The following is a 23,016-nucleotide window of genomic DNA, read 5'->3' as shown; positions in this document are numbered from 1 at the left end:
CTTTTGCCACGTTCTCCTAAGCGAGGACGTGGCTTTTTATTTGTTACCGAATCGACGGAGTTACGTCCCAATATTCGTCATCGACGGGGAATCCCCGTTATCTTGGCAGTAATTATTGAATAGCCGTTGCGGTGGTCTACACGATACGGTATCAATCAATCTACCTTTTCTCAAAAAACCAACTTTATGCGTCTTTTAACCCGAATTAGCCTCGTAGTAATGGCTTTCGCCCTCGTCATTTTCTCTTCCGGATGTGAAGAGGACACGCCCGGTGGTGGCGGAGTAACCCTTCCCCCCACCATTACCCTGAACAGTGGCCCCGACCTGGTGAGTTTCAACCAGGAACTTCCACTCAGCAATCCATCCTTCCGGGTAAGCATCAGCGGTGAAGACGGCGATGCCCCCCTACGTGACCTGGTTATCCAGGAAGACGGACTGACCATCCCCTTCAGCCAGCTGACCTTCAACAGTGGCCAAACTTCCAATAATCCCATTGCCATCGCTTCCGGCGATCAGAATGGCTTCATCTACGAAGTCACCATCACGCCCTCTAATACGCAGCCTGGCCCCGTGGAATTCACCTTCCGCTTAACGGATACTAATAACGAAGTGGCGACCACTTCCGTCACCATCACCTACACCCAGCAGCTGCCGATGGTAACCCTGGTAGACGAAGCTGGCTTCGTAACCTCCGGTGATACGGTGTCTACCCTTAACCCCACCTTCACCGCCCGCGTAACGCTGGACGATACGGCCAATCCGCTGGAGACCCTAACCATCCTCGAAGGCGGCACCATCGTTGACGCCAGCCGACTGACGTTCAACGGAGGTGCCTTTACGGCACTGAACCCCCTGACGCTACTGCCGGAGGAAAGCACCGGAGTAACCTTCGACATCACCATTGACTCTCCGGGGGCAATGGAAGGTTCCACGACTTACACCTTTGAGGTGGCCGACGACCAGGGAAATGTTGGGTTTGCCGATCTGGTGATCACCTTCATTACGCCCGCTACCGACCTGACCTTTGACGCCAACGGGATTTTCTTCAACGCCAGTGGCAGTGGTAATGGGGGACTTGACCTCGATACGGGAACGGCCGTTGCGTTCAATAGTACCGAAGCCGAAATCGAAGACGAAGGTATCGACCTGAATATGGCCGGTGAAAACTGGCGTACGCAGATCAGTGCCACCAACGATGCCGTGATCCGCACGGTAGACCTTTCTACTCTTGGTGACGGAGTCACCTACGATGACGTGGTCTTGACCAGCGAAATCGAGAGCCTGTTCGACGGTGGCGCAGCCCCCACGGGAAGTGATAACTTCCCGGATGCCGACGGCGATACCAGCGCTTCCGAAATTGTAACCGAACCTATGCAAGAAGGCGACGTATATGCCGTACGTCGTGGTGACCGGACTTACCTGATTCGGATCGACGAGATCAATTTCGTGGCTAACAGCAACGACGATAGCTACACCATTTCGATCAAGTACTAAACTTGTATTAGCAAATCTTGGCGTGGGCGCTCTCCGATGGGGGGCGCCCACGTCTGTTTTTTATCCCGTTCTACCGCAGAGTAGGGAAAACTGCCCCATATTTGCGGCCCGATTGAACTTGTCGGGACCTATCCTGTATTCCAACAAAAGGTCAGCACAAGCCTGGTTTTTCAGGACCCACCACCTCAGTAACGGCTCCAGAAAAAGCGTTTTTTGCCGCCGGGAATTTGCCCAACCAAATTTCGATCATTGCATGGATTACTTTAAAGAAAGCCTCAACCTACACCGCACCCTGAAGGGTAAAATCCGGATGTCCCCTAAAATGGACGTACGGAGCAAGGATGACCTGTCCCTAGTGTATAGTCCCGGAGTAGCGGAGCCCTGCCGGGCGATCCACCAGCATCCGGAGGACGTTTACAAATACACCATCAAGAGTAATACGGTGGCCATCGTTACCGACGGATCTGCCGTGCTGGGCCTCGGTGATATCGGAGCGCTGGCGTCGATTCCGGTGATGGAGGGCAAAGCCATGCTCTTTAAGCGGTTTGCCAATATTGATGCCTTTCCCATTTGCCTGGATACGAACGATACGGATAAGATCGTCGAAACGGTCCGGCTTATCGCTCCGGTCTTCGGGGGCGTCAACCTGGAAGATATTTCGGCGCCTCGCAGCTTCGAAATTGAGCACCGCTTACAGGATTTGGGCATTCCGGTCTTTCACGATGATCAGCACGGAACGGCCATCGTCACCCTGGCGGGTTTACTGAACGCGAGCAAACTCGTGGGTAAGAAAATGGAAGATCTCAAAGTGGTGATCAACGGTGCGGGAGCCGCGGGAATTGCCATTGCACGCCTCCTCAAGGCCGTTGATAACCCGGACTCTCCCCTGGCGACTCCGGTGAAGGACATCATCATCTGTGACAGTAAGGGAATTCTGCACTCCGGCCGGGAAAACCTTAATGCGGCGAAACTAGAAGCCCTGACCTTTACCAATGAGGAGGACCGTCCCGGTTCCCTTCACGATGCCATCCGCGGAGCGGATGTGTTCATTGGTGTAAGCGTTGCCAACCTGCTGACGGCGGACGATATCCGTACGATGGCAAAAGACAGCATTATTTTCGCCATGGCCAATCCCGTCCCGGAAATCATGCCCGACGAGGCGAAAGCCGGTGGAGCAGCCATCGTGGGGACCGGGCGCAGTGATTTGCCCAATCAAATCAACAACGTTCTTGGGTTCCCCGGCATCTTCCGCGGGGCCCTGGACGCCCGCGCACCGCGCATCTCTCCCAACATGAAGTTGGCTGCGGCCCGGGCTATTGCCGACCATATCCGTAACCCGGATTTTGACCGGGTGATTCCCCCCACCCTGGACGAACAGGTCGCCTGGCGGGTAGCCGATGAGGTGCGTCGGGTGGCGGAAGAAGAAATTCGCGCCGCTCAGGAAGGGTAGTGGGGCCTCAGGCGACCTGATTGGTCGAGAGCCCCAGTACCCGGTAGACCGGACACCAGTTGGTGAGCCCCGTGAATAGCATCACGGCGGCGAACGCACCCAGTAGCATGCCTTCATCACTGCTGATGGAAATGACCTCCGTGTAGAGAATGGCCAGGAGGAGCACACCAATGGCCAGGCGGATGAATCGATCAAGGCGACCTACGTTACGAATCATGGCTCAAGAATTTGGGTAAGATAATTGCTGCACTTTTCGCAGCAGAACCAAATTCGAGCTACTCCGCTAAACGACGGTTGATGGAAGTCATCGTCGGGAATGATTATTCCGGAATGATTTACTGGATCGCGTTTCGTAACCTGCGAAACCTATTCGGAAATTAAGGTTAGGTAATCGTTCGGGTTTGGGGAAATACGGTGTGCCGCCGGGAATATTTGATGTCTGACCGCACATTGGCCCGCTCTTAGGGTTTATTTAACAATTTCGAATGTGTATCCCCATACTGTAGCTCATCAATCGGGTGTTGGGTATGGGACGCCGTCTTTGTCAGAGAATACGCCCCCAGACCCTATCTTGTCTTACGAAAGCAACCACCCATGCGGAATCTACTATTGGCCCTTTTGTTGGCCCTAAGCGCATCAATCATGGCCCAGGATTATCAGGCGGCATACGCTTCCATTGAAGCGCTGGCAAATGAAGGAAAATATCAGAGTGCTCTGGAAGAAGCTGAGGCCCTGTACCAACGGGCCGAAGCCGACGGGGATGAAGACGATATGGTCAAGAGCCTGGCGTACCGGGCGGCCTACACGCTACGCCTACGGGAAGAAGGAATAGATGAAACCCTGAAATTACTCCGGACTGAACTCGCCGAAAATGGAAATCGCCCCGTAGTTCGCTCCCTTCTACATTTCATGATGGGGAGCCTGTACTTTCAGTACGGCCAGGAAAACTCCTACCGGCTCCGGAATGCGACCGAAGTGAAGGATTCTCCGCTGCCACCCGTCGCCTTACCCCTCGAAGAATGGAGCCTGCTTCAACTCATGGACATCGCGGAGACGGAACTGTACGCCGGTCTGCAGTCCGCCCGGGCGGTCCGCACCCGACTATCCGAAATCCCCGCCATCACGAGCTTTTCCGAGGAGCGGCTGGCGGAGCGCCCCACCATCTATGACGCGCTGATGTGGGAGTCCATGGAGATGCTCGCCAGCCCGGGGCTGTCGGTCAACGATCCCCGCCCGGAAGCCCCGGAGCGCTTCCTGGTACCCGGAGCAGATTTTATTTCCCTAGAATTAACGGAGCTGTTTGAGGATACCGACAACAGTACCTACCGCAAACTGAAGCTTTACCAGGAACTTATGGCCTACCATCCCGCAGATTCGGAGGCCCGAATGTACGCGGATCGTGACCGGCTGCGGTACATTCATCAGCTGGGAGCAGCGGATGAAGCCTACTATCTGTCCCTACAAACCGCCTTCGAGAACTACGCTGGCGTACGGGGGCGGGAATGTTTCCGCTTGTCGCAGGCCAGTTTACTGGTTTCCGGTTACGAGGGTAGGGGACCTAACCCCAAAGCTATTGCCCTGAACCTGCTCAAGGGGCTGAATAACCTGCCGCCGGCCTTACGGGCCGAAGCGGAGGGCCTCAAAAATTCAATCACTGCAAGAAACCTGCGGGTGGAAGGGGAGAATATTTATCCCCTCAATCAGCCGCTGCTGTTCAAGATTGACTATCGGAACGTTGGCGAAGTACATCACCGCATCGTCCGCGAACCCGAGCAGCTGGACCGAAACGGCGGCTACTACGGTAACCTGAGTCAGGACGAGTTAAAACTGGTCTTGCGGCAGCCGGTCGTAAAGCGTTCCCAATTCACGATGCCGGAAAACGACGATTACAACGGGCATACGACCGAAACCTACGTGCCGGGATTGCCCACGGGCCGGTACCTGCTGGTGACCAGCAGTGGGAAAAACTTCGACCTGGAGAAGGACATCATCTCCGTAAACGGCTTTCAGTCCACCAATCTCGCCCTGCTGAGATTCGATGACTCCGAGGCGGACTACCTGGAGGTCGTAGACCGGCTCACCGGTGCTCCCCGGGCCGGCGTCGAGGTGGAATATCAGGTGCAGCGGAATCGCTCGGATGCCTGGCGGACTACCAAACGGGGCGTAAGCGACGCACGGGGGCGCATCGACGTACCCACCGGTGACCGCAACTCCGTGAAAATTATTTTGCGGGACCCTGCACAGCAGGATGAAATGGTTACCGATCCCAATTATTACCGCATCTACCGGGATAACGGCAACCGTAGGGCAAGACCCTACACCCCCCTGTTTACGGACCGTAACATCTACCGTCCCGGTCAGACGGTCTTCATCTACGGACTGTCTCTCCGCCGGGGGAAGGATAATATGCCCACGATCCTGAAACGGGAGGAGATGAAAATCAGCCTCCTGGACGCCAACCGTCAGGAAGTCGGGACGGCTACCGCCCGCAGCGATGCGTACGGACGGTTCGACCTTTCCTTCAAGCTGCCCGACGGTGGCCTGACGGGCATGTTCTCCGTTCAGGCGGAGGGTGGCTCAGTGCGCTTCCGCGTCGAAGAATATAAACGCCCGCGTTTCCAGGTTACCCTGGAGGTGCCGGAGGCCGCCGTAGCCGGAGAAGATACCGAAGTGACGGGGGAAGCCAAACTCTTCGCCGGACCGGGCCTCGCCGACGCTACGGTAAATTACCGCGTATTCCTCAAGGAACAACGTTACTTCTACTTCTTCCGCGGTGGCGGCGGCAACGAACGGGAATTAGTGGATAGTGGAGCGGCCACGACGGCAGCGGACGGATCGTTTACCTTCGGCTTTACCCCCGCCACCGGTCTGAACGAAGGACGTCGCCGCTTCGTCTACGAAATCGAAGCCGACGTGGTGGACGCCACGGGAGAAACCCAAACAACCACCGCCAGCCTCCCGCTGCGCAACGATAAGCCCCTGGTAATGCTGAGCGTGGCCGAGGAATTGGTGGCCTTTCGGGATAGCCTTACCCTCCGGGCCTCCGGCCCGGAAGACCAGGAGGCCCTTTCGGTAACCTACCGCATCCATGCGGCCACCAAACCCGGAACCGCCCTGCGCGACCGCACCTGGACCTTCCCCGATCGCCCCGTCATCTCTCCGACGGACTACAAAAAACTGTTCCCCGAACTGGCCGCCGAATCGGAAATGCCGGTAGGGGAGTGGCCCGTCACCGATGCGCCCCTGCTGGAGGGTACGCTCCGGGTGGAGGCGGGCAAGGCGGAGGTACGTCTCCCCGTCAACTGGCCCACCGGCCACTACGTAATTGCCTACACCTATCCGGACGGAACGGAAGGGGAACGCACGGAATTTGCCGTGTTCAACCCCGGGCAAAACGAACTGCCCCCCGGAGAGCTGTACCACCTGATGGAGCCCACCGGCCCGGCGACGGTGGGCGCCTCCCTGGAGTATACGCTGATCTCCGCCCTGCCCCTACCCGAAATTACCTACTCCTGGGCCAGCCGCCGGGGCGTTAGGAGTGGCGTCACCGACGCCAATAACCGGCGCGCCACCTTCACCTACGTTCCCACCCCGGAAGACCGTGGGGGAATTCAGCTGGACCTGGCCTTCCTGCGCCTGAATGCCCTGCACCAACGGAGCTACCGGATTGCGTTGCCCTGGCGGGATAAAGAACTCAAGGTAGAATACGCTACCTTCCGGGATCAACTGCGGCCGGGAACGCCGGAGCAGTGGACCCTGACCGTGAGCAATGCGGACGGCAGCCCCGTCCCCGCCGCGGCCCTGGCCACCATGTACGACGCCAGCCTCGACGTCATCTTCAGCCGCGACAACTGGTTCTTCAGCCCCTTCCCCGCCTTCCAGCAGTACCGCAATTTCGTCAGCTTCATTGGCACGGGGAACAGCTACGGTTACGGACAGGACCCCGTGGGCCAGCGGATTGACGTTAAGGTGCCCGCCCTGCCGCGACTGGACATCCCGATGTTTCCCGCGGGGGGAGGCTACCGAAACATTGATTATTACGACGCCGTTGAGGTGCGGGGTATGGCCGCCGGACAAGCGCTGCGCAAAAGTGCCGCTCCCGCTCCCGCCATGGCCATGGAGGAAGCCGAGGCGGTAGCCTATAACGCGGATGCCGGCGGCGCTCCACCACCACCGCCGCCGCCTCCGGCACCGGAGGACAACTCTCCGGTTCAAATTCGCAAGGATCTTCAGGAAACGGCCTTCTGGCAGCCGGATCTGACGGTGGACCAGGACGGGAAATTGACGATCAAGTTTGACAGTCCGGAAGCCCTCACGAAGTGGAAGTTTCGTCTCTTTACCCACGATGCCGACCTGGCCTACGCGGTGTCCACGAAGGAAGTCGTGACCCGGAAGGAATTGATGGTGCTGCCAAACCCACCGCGCTTCGTGCGGGAGGGGGATCAGCTGGAGTTGACCGCCCGGGTGGAAAACCTGACGGATGCCCCCATGGACGTGGAGGCGGAGATTGAGTTTTTCAATCCGGCGACCGATCAGTCCATCGATTTTGGCGTGGACGCAGGTGCAAACCCTTGCGTAACCAGCCTCCGCCTGCCGGCGGAAAGCGGCGACGTGGTGTGCTTCCCCCTGAGCATTCCCGAAGGCATGGCCGCCGACGGGCCTCTGGGCTACCGCATCATCGTCCGGGGTGGCGAATTCAGCGACGGGGAGGAGAACGTAATGCCGGTGTTGACGGACCGTACCCTCATCACCGTTACCGAAGCGTTTTACCTGCGCCGCAAGGGGAAGGAAACCATCACGCTGGACGCCCTGGCGAACGCCAACAGCGAGAGTCTGCGTCACGTGAGCTATACCTTCCAGGCGACGACCAATCCGGCCTGGCTGGCCCTGAAGGCCCTGCCGTATCTGATGGAGTATCCCTACGACTGTACGGAACAAATCGCTAACCGCTTTTTTGCCAACCAGCTGGCCTACGCCACCGTAAGCAACCGCCCCGTACTGGAGGAGGTGTTCCGGAAGTGGCAGGACGACCCGGAGGCCCTGAAGAGCGAACTGGAGCGCAACGCCAGCCTGAAAAATGCCCTGCTCACCGAAACGCCCTGGCTGCGGGAAGCTCGCGACGAGGCCCAGCAACGCCAGCGGATCGGAGAATTGTTCGACCTCAAGCGACTCGCCAAGGAGCAAAACGCTGCGCTGGACAAACTCGTCCAGCGACAGGACGCCGAAGGCTCCTTCGGCTGGTTCCCCGGAGGATACGCCAACCGCTACATGACGCAGTACGTGGTGGAAACCATGGCCCGCCTGGACCAATTGGGCGTCATTACTTCGGAACAGCAAAGCCGGGTGGCGGAGATCAACGTCAAGGCGATCAGTTACCTGGACGGCAAGATGCTGGAGGACTACCAGCGCCTCTTCCGCGATGCCACCCGCAAGGAAGAACTGCGGGAAACCTACGTGCCTTCCAGCACGGTGGTGCACTACCTCTACGCACGCTCCATGAGTGAAAGTGCGGCTCCCCAGGATAAGAACGTCCGGGATGCGCTGACCTTCTTCCGGGAGCGGGCCTACGCCAGTTGGACGAAGTACGGTTTCTACGAACAGGCCCTCATCGCCATCGCCGCCGAACGGGAACGGGCCGCCAGTTCCTACGCCGGGAAACAACTGTCCACCCTCATCCTGGAAAGTTTCCGCGAGCAGGCCCTGACGAAAGAAGAGTTCGGCATGTACTGGAAATACGGCCGGGGCTTCCGTTGGCAGACCCTGCCCATCGAGACGCACTGCCGCATCCTCGAAGCCTTCCAGGCCGTAGACGGTACGGAGGAGGAGCTGGACGAAATGAAGCTGTGGTTGCTGACCAATAAACGAACGAACCGCTGGTCTACCACCAAATCCACGGCGGCGGCCGTGTACGCGTTGCTGAACGCCGGTTCGGACTGGACGGCCGTGCAACCCGAGGCGATTAGGGTCAGCTGGCCGGATGCCGCCACGGATGAACTGGGCACCCGCGTCCGCGCCGCACAAACCAGTGCTGAAGCGGCCACGGGAGCCTTCAGCGTCGCGGTAACGGCCCCGGCGATCAGCCAGGAACTCGCCCGCGTGAAGGTCCGGAACCGCAACAACAACGTTGTTTGGGGAGGCATCTACTGGCAGTACACCGATCTGGCGCAAAAAGTGGCGGCCAGCAATGATGGTCCGCTGACGCTGGAACGGGAGCTGTTCCGCCGCGTCCCCACCGGGGAGGGCATGCGCCTGGAACCCCTTTCGGCCGACCAGCCGCTGAAGGCCGGTGATCGGGTCACGGTGCGCCTCATCCTCCGCAGTGATCGGGAGCTGGACTACGTCCACCTCAAGGACCGCCGGGCGGCTACTTTCGAACCGGCCGAACAATTGTCCGGCTACAATTACGAAGGTGGTCTGGGCTACTACTACGCGCCCGGCGATCTGGCGACCAATTTCTTCATCGATCACCTGCCGAAGGGAACCCACACCATCGAATACGAGGTGTACGCAACCTATTCCGGAAGCTTCAGTAACGGGCTCGGCCGGGTGCAGTGTATGTATGCGCCCGAGTTTGGAGCCAACACGAGTGGCGCCCGGATTGTGGTGGAGTAGGAGAGAAGGCTACCGGATAAGGTTTGCTCTGCAAGCCGGTCGTTGAGGTTAAGGCTAAGGAGTGGGACCCCCGCCGGTCCTCGGAGCAATCTCCGTTGCTCCGAGGTCTCGGCAGCGTTCGTATCTGATGAAAAAGCCTACAGCTTGAAACCTTCGATCCGGCCGGCCAGCACTTCGCGGTAGCTTTTGCCAACGGGCAGGCTGGTCATTTTACCCTTTTCCTTGACCTCCACCATGTTCCCGTGCAGGGCTTCGATGCGGTTAAGGTTCACGATGTAGGACCGGTGAATGCGCTGAAAATCAGCGGAGGGTAACCTTTCCTCCAGCGACTTCATGGTTTGCAGCGTAATCACCCGGTCGTCGGGAAGGCGGATGATGACGTAGTCCTTGAGTCCTTCGATGTAGACAATATCCGAGAGATTTACCCGGACGAGCTTTTTGTCGGCCTTGACGAAGAAGAAGCCCGGGCCACCGTCTTCCACCTGGCCGGCTTTGGCTTTTTGCTTGAGTTCGGCCTGCTCGATGGCCCGGTTACAGGCCTGTAGAAAACGTTCGGTGCTGATGGGCTTGACGAGATAATCCAGCGCATTCAGTTCAAATCCATCCAGCGCGTAATTGGGGTAGGCGGTGGTGAAGATGGTTACGGGAGGATCTTTGAGTCCACGCAAAAAGTCCGTGCCCGTCAGCTGGGGCATATTGATGTCCAGAAACATCAGGTCAACGTCCTGGCTGTTCAGGACTTCGTTGGCTTCAAAGGCGTTATTGCATTTGGCGACGAGCTCGATCTGGGGAATCTTTTCGAGGTAAGTCTCCAGAATATCCTGAGCCAGGGGCTCATCGTCTACGATTATTGCGTGAATCATTTTTCTACTTTTTTGTCTTCGTTAATTGTTTCAGGGTGTCAGTTTCCCACCAGCTCCAGGTCCAGATGGACGGCGTAGGTGGAGGGCGTTTCTTTGATGTCCAGGGTATAGGCATCGGGGTACAATAATTGCAGGCGCCGGCGGACGTTGACCAGGCCAATTCCCCCGCTGGGGCGGGCGGCGTCGGGTTGCCGGGGCATGATGGAACCTTTGCTGTTTTCCAGCTCGAAGTGAATTTTTCGGTGTTCCACGTGTAAGCTGGCACGTACAAATCCATCCTTGATGTTGGCGTTTACGCCGTGCTTGAAGCTGTTTTCGAGGAAGGGAATCAGCATCAGCGGAGCCACCATTTGGTCGGCCACGTTGCCGGTTACCTGAAGCTGAATGTCGATACCTTCGCGTTGGCGTAGCCGTTCCAGGTCGAGGTAATTTTTCAGGTAATTGATCTCCTTTCTCAGGGGCACCCGGGGCTCATTGCATTCGTAGAGCATGTACCGCATCATTTCAGAAAGCTTGATCACGATGTCGGGGGCCTTGTCGTCCTTTTTGAGAGTCAGAGCGTACAGGCTGTTCAGGGTATTGAACAGGAAGTGCGGGTTGATCTGGCTTTTGAGGAAGCGCAGTTCCGACTGCATGCTTTCGTTGGCCGCAGTGACCTTCTTACGGTTTTCGACGATCCAGTCGACCATGATTTTGCCAACCGTACTCAATCCGGCCACCATGAAGGTGCTGAAGAAATAGGCGTTGATGTTGCTGAGGAGGTCTTCCTGCATACCCTCCACGCCGGCAAAGAGGAAATACTTCAGGACGAGTTTCAGGGGGGTGAAGACGAAGGAAACGGCGATCAGCAGCAGGAGGTAACGCCAGTACTGATCCTTCTTCAAATAAGTGGGGAAGAGGTACAGCAGGTTGATGTAGACGACGAAAATGTAGAAGCTGATGTTGATGAACTCGTTGGCCAGCGAGAGGCCGAAATTGAATTCTCCGGTGCGCCATTGTGCGGTCACGAGCACCACGAAAAAGGCCAACCAGCCTCCTGCGTGGTAGAAGGGCCGCTTGGTCAGGGTCTGCCCCAGACGATCCAGGAATCCTCCCAGTTCTTCGCTTGTTGAGTCTCGGGTCATCGTTGACATGTCCCCAAAGTACGAAGGCGGAAGGAATGTGTACTTCCTTTTCGACGAATACCCGGAGTTGATTGATGGATTGGCCGCGCCGGGACGGAGAAAGGATTTGGGGCGATTACCGCAGGTGCCAGAGTTTTAAGCGAGGGGCAGTGGCCGTTGGCTTTTGCGTCGAATGCTATGGCGGAAGGAAATAGTTCTCCCTTAATCAGGGGAGTCGGGGGCTCGGCCTATCTTTGGGGCATGAAGTTTCTTTTCGTTGCCGTGGTGGCCTTTGCCATCATTTACTACATCGGTCGGGAGGTCATTGGTGCGCTCCGGCACCCCTCCGACGAAGAACTGGAGGATTTTTGGGCGGGACGTTTGGAAAAGGGGGACCGTAAGGCCTTCCGTCGGGTGACGGAGCACCTGGGAAGCTGTGATTCCTGCCGGGACCGTTTGGACGAGGTGCGCAAATCCCGCAAGCCTGGCCCCGGCGCCGATGCGCCGTTCATTGAGCGGAAGTATTAGGAAGTAGCGTTTCCGTAGTAGATATGTAGAAGTACGACATGATTGGAGCTTTCTCCCTTTGATGTAGATATGTAGAAGTACGACATAGTTGAAGAATTCTGCTTCTGATGTAGATATGTAGAAGTACGACTAAACATTCCACCGCACCTCCCGTTTTTTACCTCCGCTAAGCCAGGAAAATCATCAATTATGATCATCGAAGAGCATTCCATCGTCACGCTCACCTACGAGGTCCGCGACGGAGGCCCACAGGGTCCCTTACTGGAGCGAATGGACGCCAACTATCCCTTCGTCTTCATGTTTGGCGTCGGCAAGATGTTGCCCGCCTGGGAGCGGAGAATCTTCGGCCTCAAATCCGGTATGGGCTTCACTTTTCTCCTCACGCCGGAAGACGCCTACGGCGTGCCCAGCAAGGAGCACATCCTGCAAATGCCAAAGCATCTGTTCCAAAATGAACGGGAGCAAATTGAACCGGGCCTACTGGAAAAGGGGCAGTTCGTTACCCTGACCGACAGCAACGGACGCAACGTAAACGCCAAAATCCTGGATTGGGATGAGGAAACCGTTACGCTGGACGCCAACCATGCATTAGCGGGAAAAACTCTGTTCTTCTCCGGAGCTATCCTTAACGTACGGCAACCTACCGTCGATGAACTCGTTCAAAAACGCTACATCGACCTCGGGGGCGCGCACCGCCAATAAAACCATTGGTTTTATCCCCCAACAGACCAACAGACCAACAGACCAACGAACTAAAAGACCAACAGACCAACAGACTAACAGACTAACAGACCAACAGACCAACGAACTAAAAGACCAACAGACTAACAGACCAACAGACCAACAGACCAACGAACTAACGAACTAACAGACCAACCAAACCTCTACCCCCTCCGCATCCGCTTCGGACCGTACCACAGCCAGAAGCCAGTTACGGTAAATAAGACCAGCGCCACTCCCATAACGGTATTGTAGAAGACTTTGAATAAGCCATTGGGCAGGCCAAAGGCATCGTCAACGATGGAGCCATCGTGAACCTGTTCGATCCAGTCGGAATGCCGCCGACCGACGCTCAGCACCGCTCCGTTGTTAGGGTCAAGCTGAACTTCGAGTTGCCGGTCGGTAAAGAGAAATTTCATCACATTTTTACTGGGGCGCACGTCAATGCGATCTATTTCCGAAAGGACGCCCCGTTCCTCCAGCAAGGCCTGGGTGGCCAGAAACGACAGGGAATCGATCGCCAGCCAGGAAGTACCTTCAATTTTGCTTCCCTTCTGGGTGGAAGGCATGATCAACTCACCGGCGTTTTTTTTCCATCCCAGGGCGATCCCGCTCACCGCCATGATGAAGAAAAAGACAAACAACAGAATGCCCGTATACCGGTGCACCTGACGGGTCAGGCGCAGGACACGAGCGCGTTGCTGTCTTTTGGTTCTTCGTTGGTTGGGCAAAACTGTTGTTGGTATTTTGGGGTTAAATTCCTGGCGAAAATCAAAGTGAATATGACCGTTAAATTATCCTCCCGGATAACCTTTCTGCTGGCCGTAGTCACCCTGGCGCTTTTGGCGATAACGGTAGTCCGGGGAGAACTAGATGACCCGGGATACTATTTCCTTGCCGCCATGCTGAGCAATGTCCTCATGATGTCCATGCTATTGGTATACACCTACCTGAAGAAACGGGCTCAACGGGACGAAGAGCAGAAGGCTGGTCAGGCTTCCTGAGACATCTCCGCGTAGGCCTGGTAAAAGTGCGGAACCGTCTCAATACCTTTGTAGAAATTCCATACGCCAAAGTGCTCGTTGGGACTGTGCAGGCCATCCGTGTCGAAGCCGAAGCCCATCAGGATGGTTTCAACTTTGAGGATTTCCTTGAAATTAGCAACGATGGGAATGGAGCCTCCCTCGTACATCGGTACGGGCGTCTTGCCAAAGGTAGCCTCCATGGCCTTCGCCGCCGCCCGGTACTCAATCGTGTCCGTTGGAGTAACGTAGGGATTACCCCCGTGGTGGGGGTGGACTTCTACCTTGACGGAGTCCGGAGCGATGGATTTGAAGTGCTCGGTAAAGAGCTCGGTAATCTTCTCGTAGTTCTGCTTCGAGACCAGTCGCATACTGATCTTGGCGTTCGCCACGGCGGGAATAATGGTCTTGGAGCCCTCTTCGGTAAAGCCGCCCCAGATGCCGTTGCAGTCGAGGGTCGGGAGAATCCCCGTCCGCTCGTAGGTATGGAAGCCCTCTTCGCCTTCCAGCCCAAAGACTCCGGGACTGTCCATGTACTCCTGAGGGTCGAAGGGGGCGTTACGCATCATCTCCCGATCGCTATCGGAAGGGAAGACAACGTCGTCATAGAAGCCGGGAATGGTAATGTGCTTTTTCTCATCCTTGAGCGAAGCGATCATTTCGCAGAGCGTATTGATGGGATTGGCTACGGCCCCACCAAATAGGCCGGAGTGCATATCGGCGCGTGCGGCGGTAACCTTGACGTCCAGATAGGTGAGCCCCCGTAAACCCACGGTAATGCTGGGGTGCTTCTTGCTGAGTAAGCTGGTGTCGGACACCAGGATCACGTCAGACTTCAGCAGGTCCTTGTACTTGGTGATGAAAGGAACCAGGTTGGGACTGCCAACCTCTTCTTCCCCTTCGATCATAAACTTCACGTTGCAGGGAAGCCGATCCGTTTTGATCATCGACTCCACGGCCTTGACGTGAAGGAAGAACTGGCCCTTGTCGTCGGTACTGCCACGGGCAAAAATGGCGCCATCGGGGTGGATTTCGGTTTTACGGATTTCGGGCTCAAAAGGCTCACTTTTCCACTGATCCAGCGGAGCGGCGGGCTGTACGTCGTAGTGGCCGTAAACCAGCACGGTGGGCAGGCTGGGATCAATCATCTTTTCGGCGTAGACGATGGGATGACCATCCGTAGGGTAGAGGGTGGCTTTATCCAGGCCCGCCTTGACCATGTATTCCTGAACCTGTACGGCGCAGTGGTGGGTATCGTCGTCGTGGGCCTTATCCGTACTTACGCTGGGAATTCGTAGAAGCGTGAAGAGTTCGTCGAGAAATCGTTCCTTATTGGTGTCGATGTATTCCTGAATGGTCATGATCAAATGGTCAATTTGGCGGAGCGCCAAGATAAGCAGAACGTGGCTCACTGAATAACGGCCTTCAGAGAAACGGAAAATGGTTACAAGAAAGTGAGACTGTACAACCAGAAAACCCTGGGCCCCGGCTAAAATTGAGGTATACCCCGCACCTGCACCGGCTGAGCCGAGTATTCCGCTTTGCTTCACGCTCCGTCGTAATAAAACCGCCCTACCGTACTACCCCCTACCGTACTACAAATACTGCTCCAGTAATTCCTCCACCCGGGCTTCCGTAATGCCACGTTCCAGTTTTCCCTCCCTGGCAAAAGAAATTTTCCCCGTCTCCTCGGAGACGATCAGGCAAACGACGTCCGATTTTTCCGTAACCCCCACGGCCGCCCGGTGCCGCAGGCCGACGCTCTTGGGAAGATCGGGGTTTTCACTGATCGGCAGGATGGAGCTGGCCCGGTCAATCCGCTGGTTTTTGATGATCACCGCGCCGTCGTGCAGGGGACTTTCCTTGTGGAATATGCTGACGAGGAGACTGTAGCTCAGCGTGGCGTCCAGGACGGTGCCTCCGGAAATGATCGTTTCCGGATCGGCGTCCTGCAAAATGACGATCAGTGCCCCCGTCCGCCGGCGCGCCAACTGCAGGACCGCCCGCCGGATGTCTTCCGCTTCCGGCCGCCGACCGGCATTTTCCTCTTCGCGGCCGAGTAAGCGATTCCACACCGAATCCCGTTGCTTAATGGCGTTGCTGCCCAGCAGGAGGAGAAAACGGCGGACTTCCGGCTGAAAAATGATGATGAGACTGACGAAGCCAATGTTGATGAACTGGTAGAGGATAATGCTCAGCAGATCCATGCCCAGCGCCTCAAAAACGAGGTAGCTGAGGAAGAGGGCCACCAGTCCGGCAAAAATATTGAGGGCGATGCTTCCCCGTAGGAGCCGGTACAACTGATACAGCAACACGCCCACAATCAGGATGTCGAAAAGGTCCAGGATGTTGACCTCCAGAAAGCCGATATTGAAAAGCATTGCCTGCATCGGCTCGCAAGGTACGAAGCACTATCTTTGTTCGGTGAATTGTACCACGAGGATCATCCTGCTTTTGTTTTTGGCGTTACCGCAGGTGCCGGGTTTCGCCCAGGAGCTGCGCACCAACGCTGCGGGCGAGAAAATCATCGTCTATCGCGACGGCTCGGCCCGCTACTTCAATGACCTTACCCTGATTGAGGCCCAACAGAAGGATTCCGCCGCCGCGGCCTACCCCGTAGTGGCCGTAACGATCGAGCCCCTTTCCGGCGGCGTGGACCCCACCGAGGCGGATCTGCGTCGGATTGCGGAAAGAAAGCTCCAACTGGCCCGGGAAGCCGAGGAACTGGCCCGCAGTCGCGCCGCGGCCGCCATCAACAATCGGATTGACCTGGAAGGCAAACTTCAGGCCGCCCGGGACGCCAACCGGACCGGGGAAAGTGCCACCCTCCAGCGCCGCCTGGCGCTGGCGCGCCAGGTAGAACAGCGGGCGCTGGCCGACCGCACCGAAGCCGAACAGCGCGCCGCGGCCGCCAACAACGTGGTGGCCCAGGGCCGCTACGTGGCCGCCTACAACGAAGCCCGACTGCGCGAACGCACCGGACCCGTGATCGCCAATCCGGCGAGCAACCAGCGGGAACGACAGCTAGGGTTGTTACTGCCCGCCCCGCCTTCCTTCTCCGGCTACGGCGCGGCCACCGGCCGGCCCTCGAGCCCGGAGCCGCCTCCCTGTAACCGCGCCCAGGGAGTCGCCAATCGCGAAGGGGCCTTCCCGGTTTCTTATCCCAGTCTGCTTTTTACCCACACCGACGAAAACCTGCGTCCCTTCCTGGACGGCAAGGAATACCTCCGCTGCCTGACCTGGACCAGCCGTGACCCCAGTGGCCGCCGCTTCCTGCACCTCAAGCTGACCTTCGCTAATCCCAACGCCATCACTACCTACGGCTTCTTGCCGGAAAACTCCAGTCTGAGCCTCCACCTGCTTAACGGCCGGCACATTTCCCTGCAGGCCATCCGCGAGGCCGTCGGCATCATCGACCACGGCCGGAGAGAGCTCAACTACGAGGTCACCTACCTGCTGCCGCGCGGAGCCGCGGCCGACCTGCGTAACCACGCCCTCGACTTCGTTCGCATCTTCTGGTCCAGCGGCTTCGAACAGTACGAAATACTCCAGGTAGATGCCCTGCGCCGGGCAGTAGAGTGTCTTTAGGGGGCCTAGTTACCGGTGGCTGGGGAGTCAAAAAAAGAGCGCAAATTGCATCGCAATTTGCGCTCTTTTTTTGGGCCGGATAAATGGTTGACTAGAACAACACAACCAGCAAACCAGCAACTAGCAACTAGTAAACTAGTAAACTAGTAAACCAGCAACTCCGTCTACTGCACCGAATCTTTCGGCATGACCGGGCTGTCTTCGGCGTTGAGGCGCTCCAGGACGAGGTTGGTGATGTCGTAAGCTTCGTTGCTCATCAGCAGGCCGGAACCTCCGCCCTGGTTAAAGATGAAATCGTAGTTGTTTTCGGCTTTGAGGTCCTTCAGGATGGCCTCCACGCGCTCCGCAAAGGCGGCCTGTAGTTTGAGCTGATCTTCCTGGATGCTGTTCAGGGCAATCTGCTGCTGTTGGGCGATTTCCTGTTCGCGGCGGGCCAGACGCTGCTGCTCGGCCTGAATCTTATTGGGAGCCAGGAGACCCTGCTGGACCTGATTCTGGACCCGCTGCACTTCGCGGGCAAAGGCTGCCTGACGGCTGTTGTGGTTCTCCTGTGCCTTCAGGAAGTTTTCTTCCAGGCGCTTGAGCTCGTCGGCAACGGCCGTGTAGCCGGATTGCAGACTGTCTACCTGAACGTAAACAATGTTCAACCCGGAATTGGCCGGCTCGGCAGCGGCAGCGGTAGTAGTTCCGGAATTATTTTCCTGAGCCTGGCATCCGAAAAAGAGCAGGGCGATGGCAACAAAAGTTGCGTTGGGGAGTATTCTTGCAATGCTGATCATTGAGCATATTTTCCGCAAAAGTACACTTTCTCCATGGGACGTGACCAATGGTTGATCGTCGGCGCCTTCGCAACGACCTATTTTGTGTGGGGTGCCACCTACCTGGCCAATTACTGGGCCATCGACTCGCTACCCCCCTTTGGCATGGGCGGCACCCGCTTTCTGTCGGCCGGTCTGTTGATGTACGCCTATTCCCTGATCCGTGGTGACCGGCGTCGACCCAGCTTAAAACAGTGGGGCAATTCCGGCTTGATCGGCGTCCTTTTTCTTTCCGTCGGTACCGGTGCCGTGGTGTGGGCCCAGCAATTTATTCCCACCAGCATGGCCGCCCTGATCATTTCCTTCGAGCCCCTCGTGGTCATGCTCATGATGTGGGGCTTCCTGTCCAGCCGTCCTCCCGGACGGGCGTTCCTGGGCGCTGCGGTCAGCATTCTGGGGATGAGCCTCCTGATCGGCCAGCCGGATAACCTCACCAGCGAAGACGCCCCCATCGGCCTACTGGCCATTGCCACCGGCATGCTCTGCTGGGGTGCCGGCATGCTGCTCCGCCCGAAACTGGACCTGGGCAATAACCCCGTCCGGGCCACGGCCATGCAGATGATCGTCGGCGGCATCCTGATGCTCATTTTCAGTATTAGCATTGACGAATGGTCGGGCTGGTCCTTCGCGCAGCTGACTACCAAAACCATCGGCTCCTGGCTCTTTCTGGTTTTCTTTGGCTCCATCCTGGCCTTCTCCGCCTTCAACTTCCTCCTCAGCAAGGTGAGCGCCGACAAGGTAGCGACGAACACCTACGTCAACCCCGTAGTGGCGGTTTTGCTCGGCGCACTCTTCAACAACGAAGTTGTCACGGGCCAATCCATGCTCGCCGGAGCCATCCTGCTCACCGGCGTTTGGTTCATCAATACGGCGAAGAAAACGGCGGTTTAATATTTGATAGTTGACGTTTGAAATTTGATGTAGTGGAAAGGGCACTGGCACTAGGTGGGTTTTTGCTTGGTGCGAATTGTGGTACAGACGTATCTATACGTCAAGTCTCCGCCACCTCTTCTCATGGATCTACATCAACGACCTCCCACTCTGGATCAAACGGCAAACATCCTTCTCTTCCTCAGGCGTTCCATCCTAAATGCCGCTTGCCCAAAATCCCCCCCTCTACATCAAAGATCAAACGTCAAGTTTCAAACCTCTCTCCCCGCTAAGCTCTCCACGCTATCCAGCCGTTTCACCCAAAGTCTCTCCTCTACATCAAAGATCAAACGTCAAGTTTCAAACCTCTCTCCCCGCTAAGCTCTCCACGCTATCCAGCCGTTTCACCCAAAGTCTCTCCTCTACATCAAAGATCAAACTTCAAGTTTCAAACATCCCTCACCTCTAAGCTCTCCACGCCATCCAGCCGTTTCACCAAAAGTCTCTCCCCTTCATCAAAGATCAAACGTCAAGTTTCAAACATCTCTCACCCCATTCTTCCTTCATAGTCCTCGTAGGTAAACGTCCGCCGGGCAATGATCTCGTCGTTGGCGTCAATGAGGCAGATATCGGGGTGGGGGACGCCGTTGAACATGGTGGTCTTTACCGTGGTGTAGTGGGCCATGTCTTCGAAGATGATGCGATCTCCGGGGCGGACGGGCTGGGGGAAATAGTACTCGTCCAGCGCGTCTCCGGCCAGGCAGCTCATGCCGCCGAGGCGGTAGGCGAAGTCGAAGCCCTCGGTTGCTTCGGTTTTCGCGCCACGCACCGTGGGGCGGTATGGCATCTCCAGGGTGTCGGGCATGTGGCAGGTGAAGCTTACGTCGAGCATTAGCGTGCGGGTACCGTAATTCTCGACGACGTCGAGGACGCTGGCCGACAGGATGCCCGTTTGCCAGGCGATGGCGCTCCCCGGTTCCAGGATTACTTCCAGGTGGGGGTAGCGGGCGCGCAGCGCCCGGAGGGTGGCGATGAGCCCGTCCATGTCGTAGCCCTCCCGCGTCATCAGGTGCCCTCCGCCCAGGTTGAGCCATTCTACTTTTTCCAGGTAGTGCCCAAACTGGGCTTTGGTCCGTTCGATCAGCGTCGCCGTGGCCCCGGCGCTGCTTTCGCAGAGGGTGTGGACGTGCAGTCCCCGCAGTCCGGCGGGGGGCTTGGTGGGCAGGTTGGGGAGGGTCTCCCCGAGGCGGCCGTGCGGATTGGCGGGGTTGTAGAGCGCCGTTTCTACCGGACTGTACTCCGGGTTGACGCGTAGCCCGACGTTCACGCCGGCGGGCTCCCAGACGGAGCGGTAACGTTCCAGTTCGGTCAGGGAGTTGAAGGTCAGGTGGCCGGCCAGTTGCGCTACCTGGGGAAAAGTGTGGGGCTGGTAAACGGGAGCGTAGACATGGGGCGGTTTGCCGAAGTGCCGCTTGATCAGCTGGGCTTCGTTGAGGCTGCTGGCCGTAGCCCCGCGCAGGTATTCGGCCACGATCGGAAAGGCGGGCCAGTAGGCGAAGGCCTTCAGGGCCAGGATGATGGTCACGTCGGCGGCGGCCGCCACGTCGGCGATGAGCTCGAGGTTTTTCCGAAGCTTGTCTTCCTCGATCAGGAATGCAGGGGAGGGGAAGTGGTCAAAGGACTGAATGACGGAAGGATTGATGGATGGACTGAATGACGGAACGCCCCAAGGGGTGCATCCGCGGGCGCAAATTTACGGTCATTACCGATCATGAAATATAAAAAGGGCGACGGAGCGCAGGTGCAGTGAAACGGAACCCTCGTGCTCAGCCGGGGTGCCCAGCATTTCCCGAAATGCCGGCACCTGCACCGGCTGAGCCGAGTATTCCGCTTTGCTTCACGCTCCGTCGCCCAGATCAACTTCTTCCGCTCCGGCGAAGTCGTTTAGAGGAACATGCCTCCACTGGCTTCGATCCGTTGAGGGCCTCCTCCGTACGGTGGATGGTAAAGTCAAAGTCCTGATCGAAAGTACGCCCGATGGACGCGGCAAAGCTGGCGATGGTGGGGTAGACTTTGATCATGGGGAGGTGTGATGGGGTGAAACAGGCTGATAAAATAGGTAGTTTTTCCTCAGCCACATTTTTAGACTTTTAAGGATATGAGATCACCTACCCCCAACTTCTTCCGCCTCAACTACGGCCACGGTCGTTCCCACTCCGCCATGATTGTTTACCTGGTGGAGCGGTGGAATTACGGTGATCCGACACCCCTGACCGACTTCCTGGTAGGCCTCAATGTCCATCCCCCTACAGCTCAGCAGTTAACCGCGAAGCTAGAGTACAACAACATCGACCTGGCCATCTTCGAGGGGGCCCCAGAAAAAAAGAATCTCTATCTCCTTTTGGAAATGAAGGTGGATGACTGGCAGGGTTGGAAACCCTTGTCAAAGAAGCAGAAGAATGACTTTGAAAAGGTCAGCAAGTCTCCCCGGAAAGACCTTTTTGGCCCCCAAATAATTGAGGGTAAGAAAAGACTCATCCAAACTGAATATTACACCTTAAAGGAGGAACTCTATGAAATGGAGCAGGCAACGCGCCCGACTTGCCTACTGATTACGCTTGGCACCGGTGAGTTTTACGAGGATTTCACGTCCAGGGGGAATATCTGGCAGCAGGTTGGCCTGGAGAAAGTGGTGGAGGCCGTTAAAAAGATTGAGCAAACGGACGAACTTTTGCGTCAGTGGCAAGATGCCCTAGTAGCCGAGTTGGAGCTCCGCCAGTCCTGCTGGACGGCCAACGAGGAGAAGGCGGTAGCTAGCCAGGGGAACCGCGCCCGCCTCTTGCCCCTGATGCGACTCGGGCAGTTACGCAGTACCCTGATAGATAATTATCCGGAAGAGATCGCCGGCTACCAGCCCTCGGTATATCCGCACGGAAGTAACGACGCCATTTTGAACTTCTTCCTACCCCCTGATTGGCGAAGCGGCGGTTTCCGCTACGTTGAGATCAACCGTAACGGACTGCTGAATTTTAAGATATATTTTAAGAAAGGCAATTCTACGGAGGACAAGCAAAAGTTGACGGAGGCTTTTCGGGAAGACTTAGAACGGGTCTTCGATAAGCTTATTCTTCCCCGTAAAAACGGCTACAAAAAATCCAAGACCGTTGCCAGCCTGGAGATCGGCCTAGTGAAGGACACCATGTCGCCGGTCGCTGGACAAACACCCGAATCGGTGGCGGCAACCGTGGCGAAATTTCTGCACAACGCAAAAAGTATTGTCTTAGTTAACACTTCCCACGTTGAATAAAAGTGCCTTAATCATTAACCACATCCGCCAATCAAGGAAAACGGAGCGGCCCTTCACGGAGATGGTGCAACAATTTCCCGACATCCTCCACGAGCTACGGCAACAGCAACCCATGGCCTGGCGGGATTATTTCGGCCCGGGAAAGGGTAGGGCCAGCACGAAGAAGATGCTGCTGGCCGAGGGTAAAGCCCACTGGTTTAAGGACGATGCCGCGGATTTCAGGGGGCTGTACGTGTGGTACCACGAAGAGCATCCGTTTTACGTTGGGATTTCCAATAATGTCTTGCAACGGGTCGGGCAGCACGCCAAGGCCAAAGACCATTATTCGGCCTCCATGGCCTATAAAATTGCGCGTGACCTCTGGCCAACGGAGACAAAGACGCGCCGGGCGGACTACGACCAGGAAAACATTGCCGTGGTGCGGGAATGGCTAAAGGATCAGCACCTGCGCATGATGCCCATCAATGACGCTGACCAGCTAGCCTTGTTCGAAATCTACTGCGCACTGGAGTTGGGGTGTGCCCTCAACGTATTTGAACCTCATTGATCTGCCATTGGCTAGGTGAAAAGCAAAGGCAAAGTTCCCCACTGGCCCAAATCCCCAAAACCCTGACCCTTTACCACAAGCCTCTCCTGGCACA

At 56.9% G+C, this 23,016-nt stretch carries 19 protein-coding genes; 10 read left to right on the top strand and 9 right to left on the bottom strand.

Annotated features, from left to right (window positions below; genetic code table 11):
• Positions 1 to 186 precede the first annotated feature (186 nt).
• Positions 187 to 1,494, top strand: a complete 1,308-nt coding sequence (locus E1J53_RS18065; RefSeq protein WP_134273669.1) for a hypothetical protein — start codon at positions 187 to 189, stop codon at positions 1,492 to 1,494.
• A 253-nt stretch (positions 1,495 to 1,747) separates the two neighbouring features.
• Positions 1,748 to 2,944 carry an NADP-dependent malic enzyme gene (locus tag E1J53_RS18060; protein ID WP_134273671.1) on the top strand — a complete coding sequence of 399 codons (1,197 nt, stop codon included), beginning with the start codon at positions 1,748 to 1,750 and terminating at the stop codon, positions 2,942 to 2,944.
• Between the two features lie 7 nt (positions 2,945 to 2,951).
• On the opposite strand, the gene E1J53_RS18055 is transcribed toward E1J53_RS18060, so the two are convergent.
• Complete coding sequence (locus tag E1J53_RS18055) at positions 2,952 to 3,161, bottom strand: DUF2892 domain-containing protein (RefSeq protein WP_134273673.1); 210 nt, start codon at positions 3,159 to 3,161, stop codon at positions 2,952 to 2,954.
• 377 nt (positions 3,162 to 3,538) lie between these two features.
• Here E1J53_RS18055 and E1J53_RS18050 point away from each other — a divergent pair, with 377 nt between their 5' ends.
• On the top strand, positions 3,539 to 9,556 hold the full coding sequence (locus E1J53_RS18050; RefSeq protein ID WP_134273675.1) for an alpha-2-macroglobulin: 6,018 nt from the start codon (positions 3,539 to 3,541) through the stop codon (positions 9,554 to 9,556).
• Between the two features lie 137 nt (positions 9,557 to 9,693).
• Here the strand turns inward: E1J53_RS18050 and E1J53_RS18045 are convergent, their stop codons facing one another.
• Positions 9,694 to 10,419, bottom strand: coding sequence for a LytTR family DNA-binding domain-containing protein (locus E1J53_RS18045; protein ID WP_134273677.1), 726 nt, complete (start codon positions 10,417 to 10,419; stop codon positions 9,694 to 9,696).
• 38 nt (positions 10,420 to 10,457) lie between these two features.
• Positions 10,458 to 11,552: a sensor histidine kinase gene (locus E1J53_RS18040; protein ID WP_134273679.1), complete on the bottom strand. Its 1,095-nt coding sequence runs from the start codon at positions 11,550 to 11,552 to the stop codon at positions 10,458 to 10,460.
• A 231-nt stretch (positions 11,553 to 11,783) separates the two neighbouring features.
• Between E1J53_RS18040 and E1J53_RS18035 the strand changes: the two genes are divergently transcribed.
• A complete protein-coding gene (locus E1J53_RS18035; RefSeq protein ID WP_134273681.1) occupies positions 11,784 to 12,050 on the top strand; it encodes a hypothetical protein in 267 nt (88 codons plus the stop codon).
• 189 nt (positions 12,051 to 12,239) lie between these two features.
• Entirely contained in the window at positions 12,240 to 12,752 is a 513-nt protein-coding gene (locus E1J53_RS18030; protein WP_134273683.1) for a peptidylprolyl isomerase, read from the top strand.
• A gap of 182 nt (positions 12,753 to 12,934) precedes the next feature.
• Here E1J53_RS18030 and E1J53_RS18025 read toward each other — a convergent pair whose 3' ends face one another.
• A complete protein-coding gene (locus tag E1J53_RS18025; protein WP_134273685.1) occupies positions 12,935 to 13,501 on the bottom strand; it encodes a PepSY-associated TM helix domain-containing protein in 567 nt (188 codons plus the stop codon).
• Between the two features lie 51 nt (positions 13,502 to 13,552).
• On the opposite strand from E1J53_RS18025, the gene E1J53_RS18020 reads away from it, so the two are divergent.
• Positions 13,553 to 13,774, top strand: coding sequence for a hypothetical protein (locus tag E1J53_RS18020; protein WP_134273687.1), 222 nt, complete (start codon positions 13,553 to 13,555; stop codon positions 13,772 to 13,774).
• Here the strand turns inward: E1J53_RS18020 and E1J53_RS18015 are convergent.
• Complete coding sequence (locus E1J53_RS18015; protein ID WP_134273689.1) at positions 13,762 to 15,153, bottom strand: dipeptidase; 1,392 nt, start codon at positions 15,151 to 15,153, stop codon at positions 13,762 to 13,764. The two genes, E1J53_RS18020 and E1J53_RS18015, sit on opposite strands and share 13 nt — an antisense overlap.
• A 234-nt stretch (positions 15,154 to 15,387) precedes the next feature.
• Positions 15,388 to 16,182, bottom strand: a complete 795-nt coding sequence (cdaA, locus tag E1J53_RS18010) for a diadenylate cyclase CdaA (RefSeq protein WP_253932045.1) — start codon at positions 16,180 to 16,182, stop codon at positions 15,388 to 15,390.
• Between the two features lie 34 nt (positions 16,183 to 16,216).
• Between cdaA and E1J53_RS18005 the strand changes: the two genes are divergently transcribed.
• Positions 16,217 to 17,380 (top strand): hypothetical protein, encoded by a 1,164-nt coding sequence (locus E1J53_RS18005; RefSeq protein ID WP_134273691.1) that lies wholly within the window; start codon positions 16,217 to 16,219, stop codon positions 17,378 to 17,380.
• 164 nt (positions 17,381 to 17,544) lie between these two features.
• Here E1J53_RS18005 and E1J53_RS18000 read toward each other — a convergent pair whose 3' ends face one another.
• Positions 17,545 to 18,159 (bottom strand): OmpH family outer membrane protein, encoded by a 615-nt coding sequence (locus tag E1J53_RS18000; protein ID WP_134273693.1) that lies wholly within the window; start codon positions 18,157 to 18,159, stop codon positions 17,545 to 17,547.
• Between the two features lie 33 nt (positions 18,160 to 18,192).
• Here E1J53_RS18000 and E1J53_RS17995 point away from each other — a divergent pair, with 33 nt between their 5' ends.
• Positions 18,193 to 19,089, top strand: coding sequence for an EamA family transporter (locus tag E1J53_RS17995; protein WP_134273695.1), 897 nt, complete (start codon positions 18,193 to 18,195; stop codon positions 19,087 to 19,089).
• 526 nt (positions 19,090 to 19,615) lie between these two features.
• On the opposite strand, the gene nspC is transcribed toward E1J53_RS17995, so the two are convergent.
• Entirely contained in the window at positions 19,616 to 20,755 is a 1,140-nt protein-coding gene (gene nspC / locus E1J53_RS17990; RefSeq protein ID WP_134273697.1) for a carboxynorspermidine decarboxylase, read from the bottom strand.
• A gap of 229 nt (positions 20,756 to 20,984) precedes the next feature.
• Positions 20,985 to 21,149, bottom strand: a complete 165-nt coding sequence (locus E1J53_RS17985; protein ID WP_154640234.1) for a hypothetical protein — start codon at positions 21,147 to 21,149, stop codon at positions 20,985 to 20,987.
• Between the two features lie 77 nt (positions 21,150 to 21,226).
• Between E1J53_RS17985 and E1J53_RS17980 the strand changes: the two genes are divergently transcribed.
• Both E1J53_RS17980 and E1J53_RS17975 read left to right on the top strand, forming a co-directional pair.
• Complete coding sequence (locus E1J53_RS17980) at positions 21,227 to 22,375, top strand: hypothetical protein (RefSeq protein ID WP_134273699.1); 1,149 nt, start codon at positions 21,227 to 21,229, stop codon at positions 22,373 to 22,375.
• A complete protein-coding gene (locus tag E1J53_RS17975; protein ID WP_134273701.1) occupies positions 22,368 to 22,922 on the top strand; it encodes a GIY-YIG nuclease family protein in 555 nt (184 codons plus the stop codon). The genes E1J53_RS17980 and E1J53_RS17975 overlap by 8 nt, the downstream gene beginning before the upstream one ends.
• Positions 22,923 to 23,016: the final 94 nt, after the last annotated feature.

The organism is Lewinella sp. W8 (genome assembly GCF_004375085.3).
Classification (GTDB): Bacteria; Bacteroidota; Bacteroidia; order Chitinophagales; family Saprospiraceae; genus Neolewinella.
Note: the sequence above shows the minus strand (reverse complement) of the source record. Positions and strands in the feature narration are given on the sequence as shown.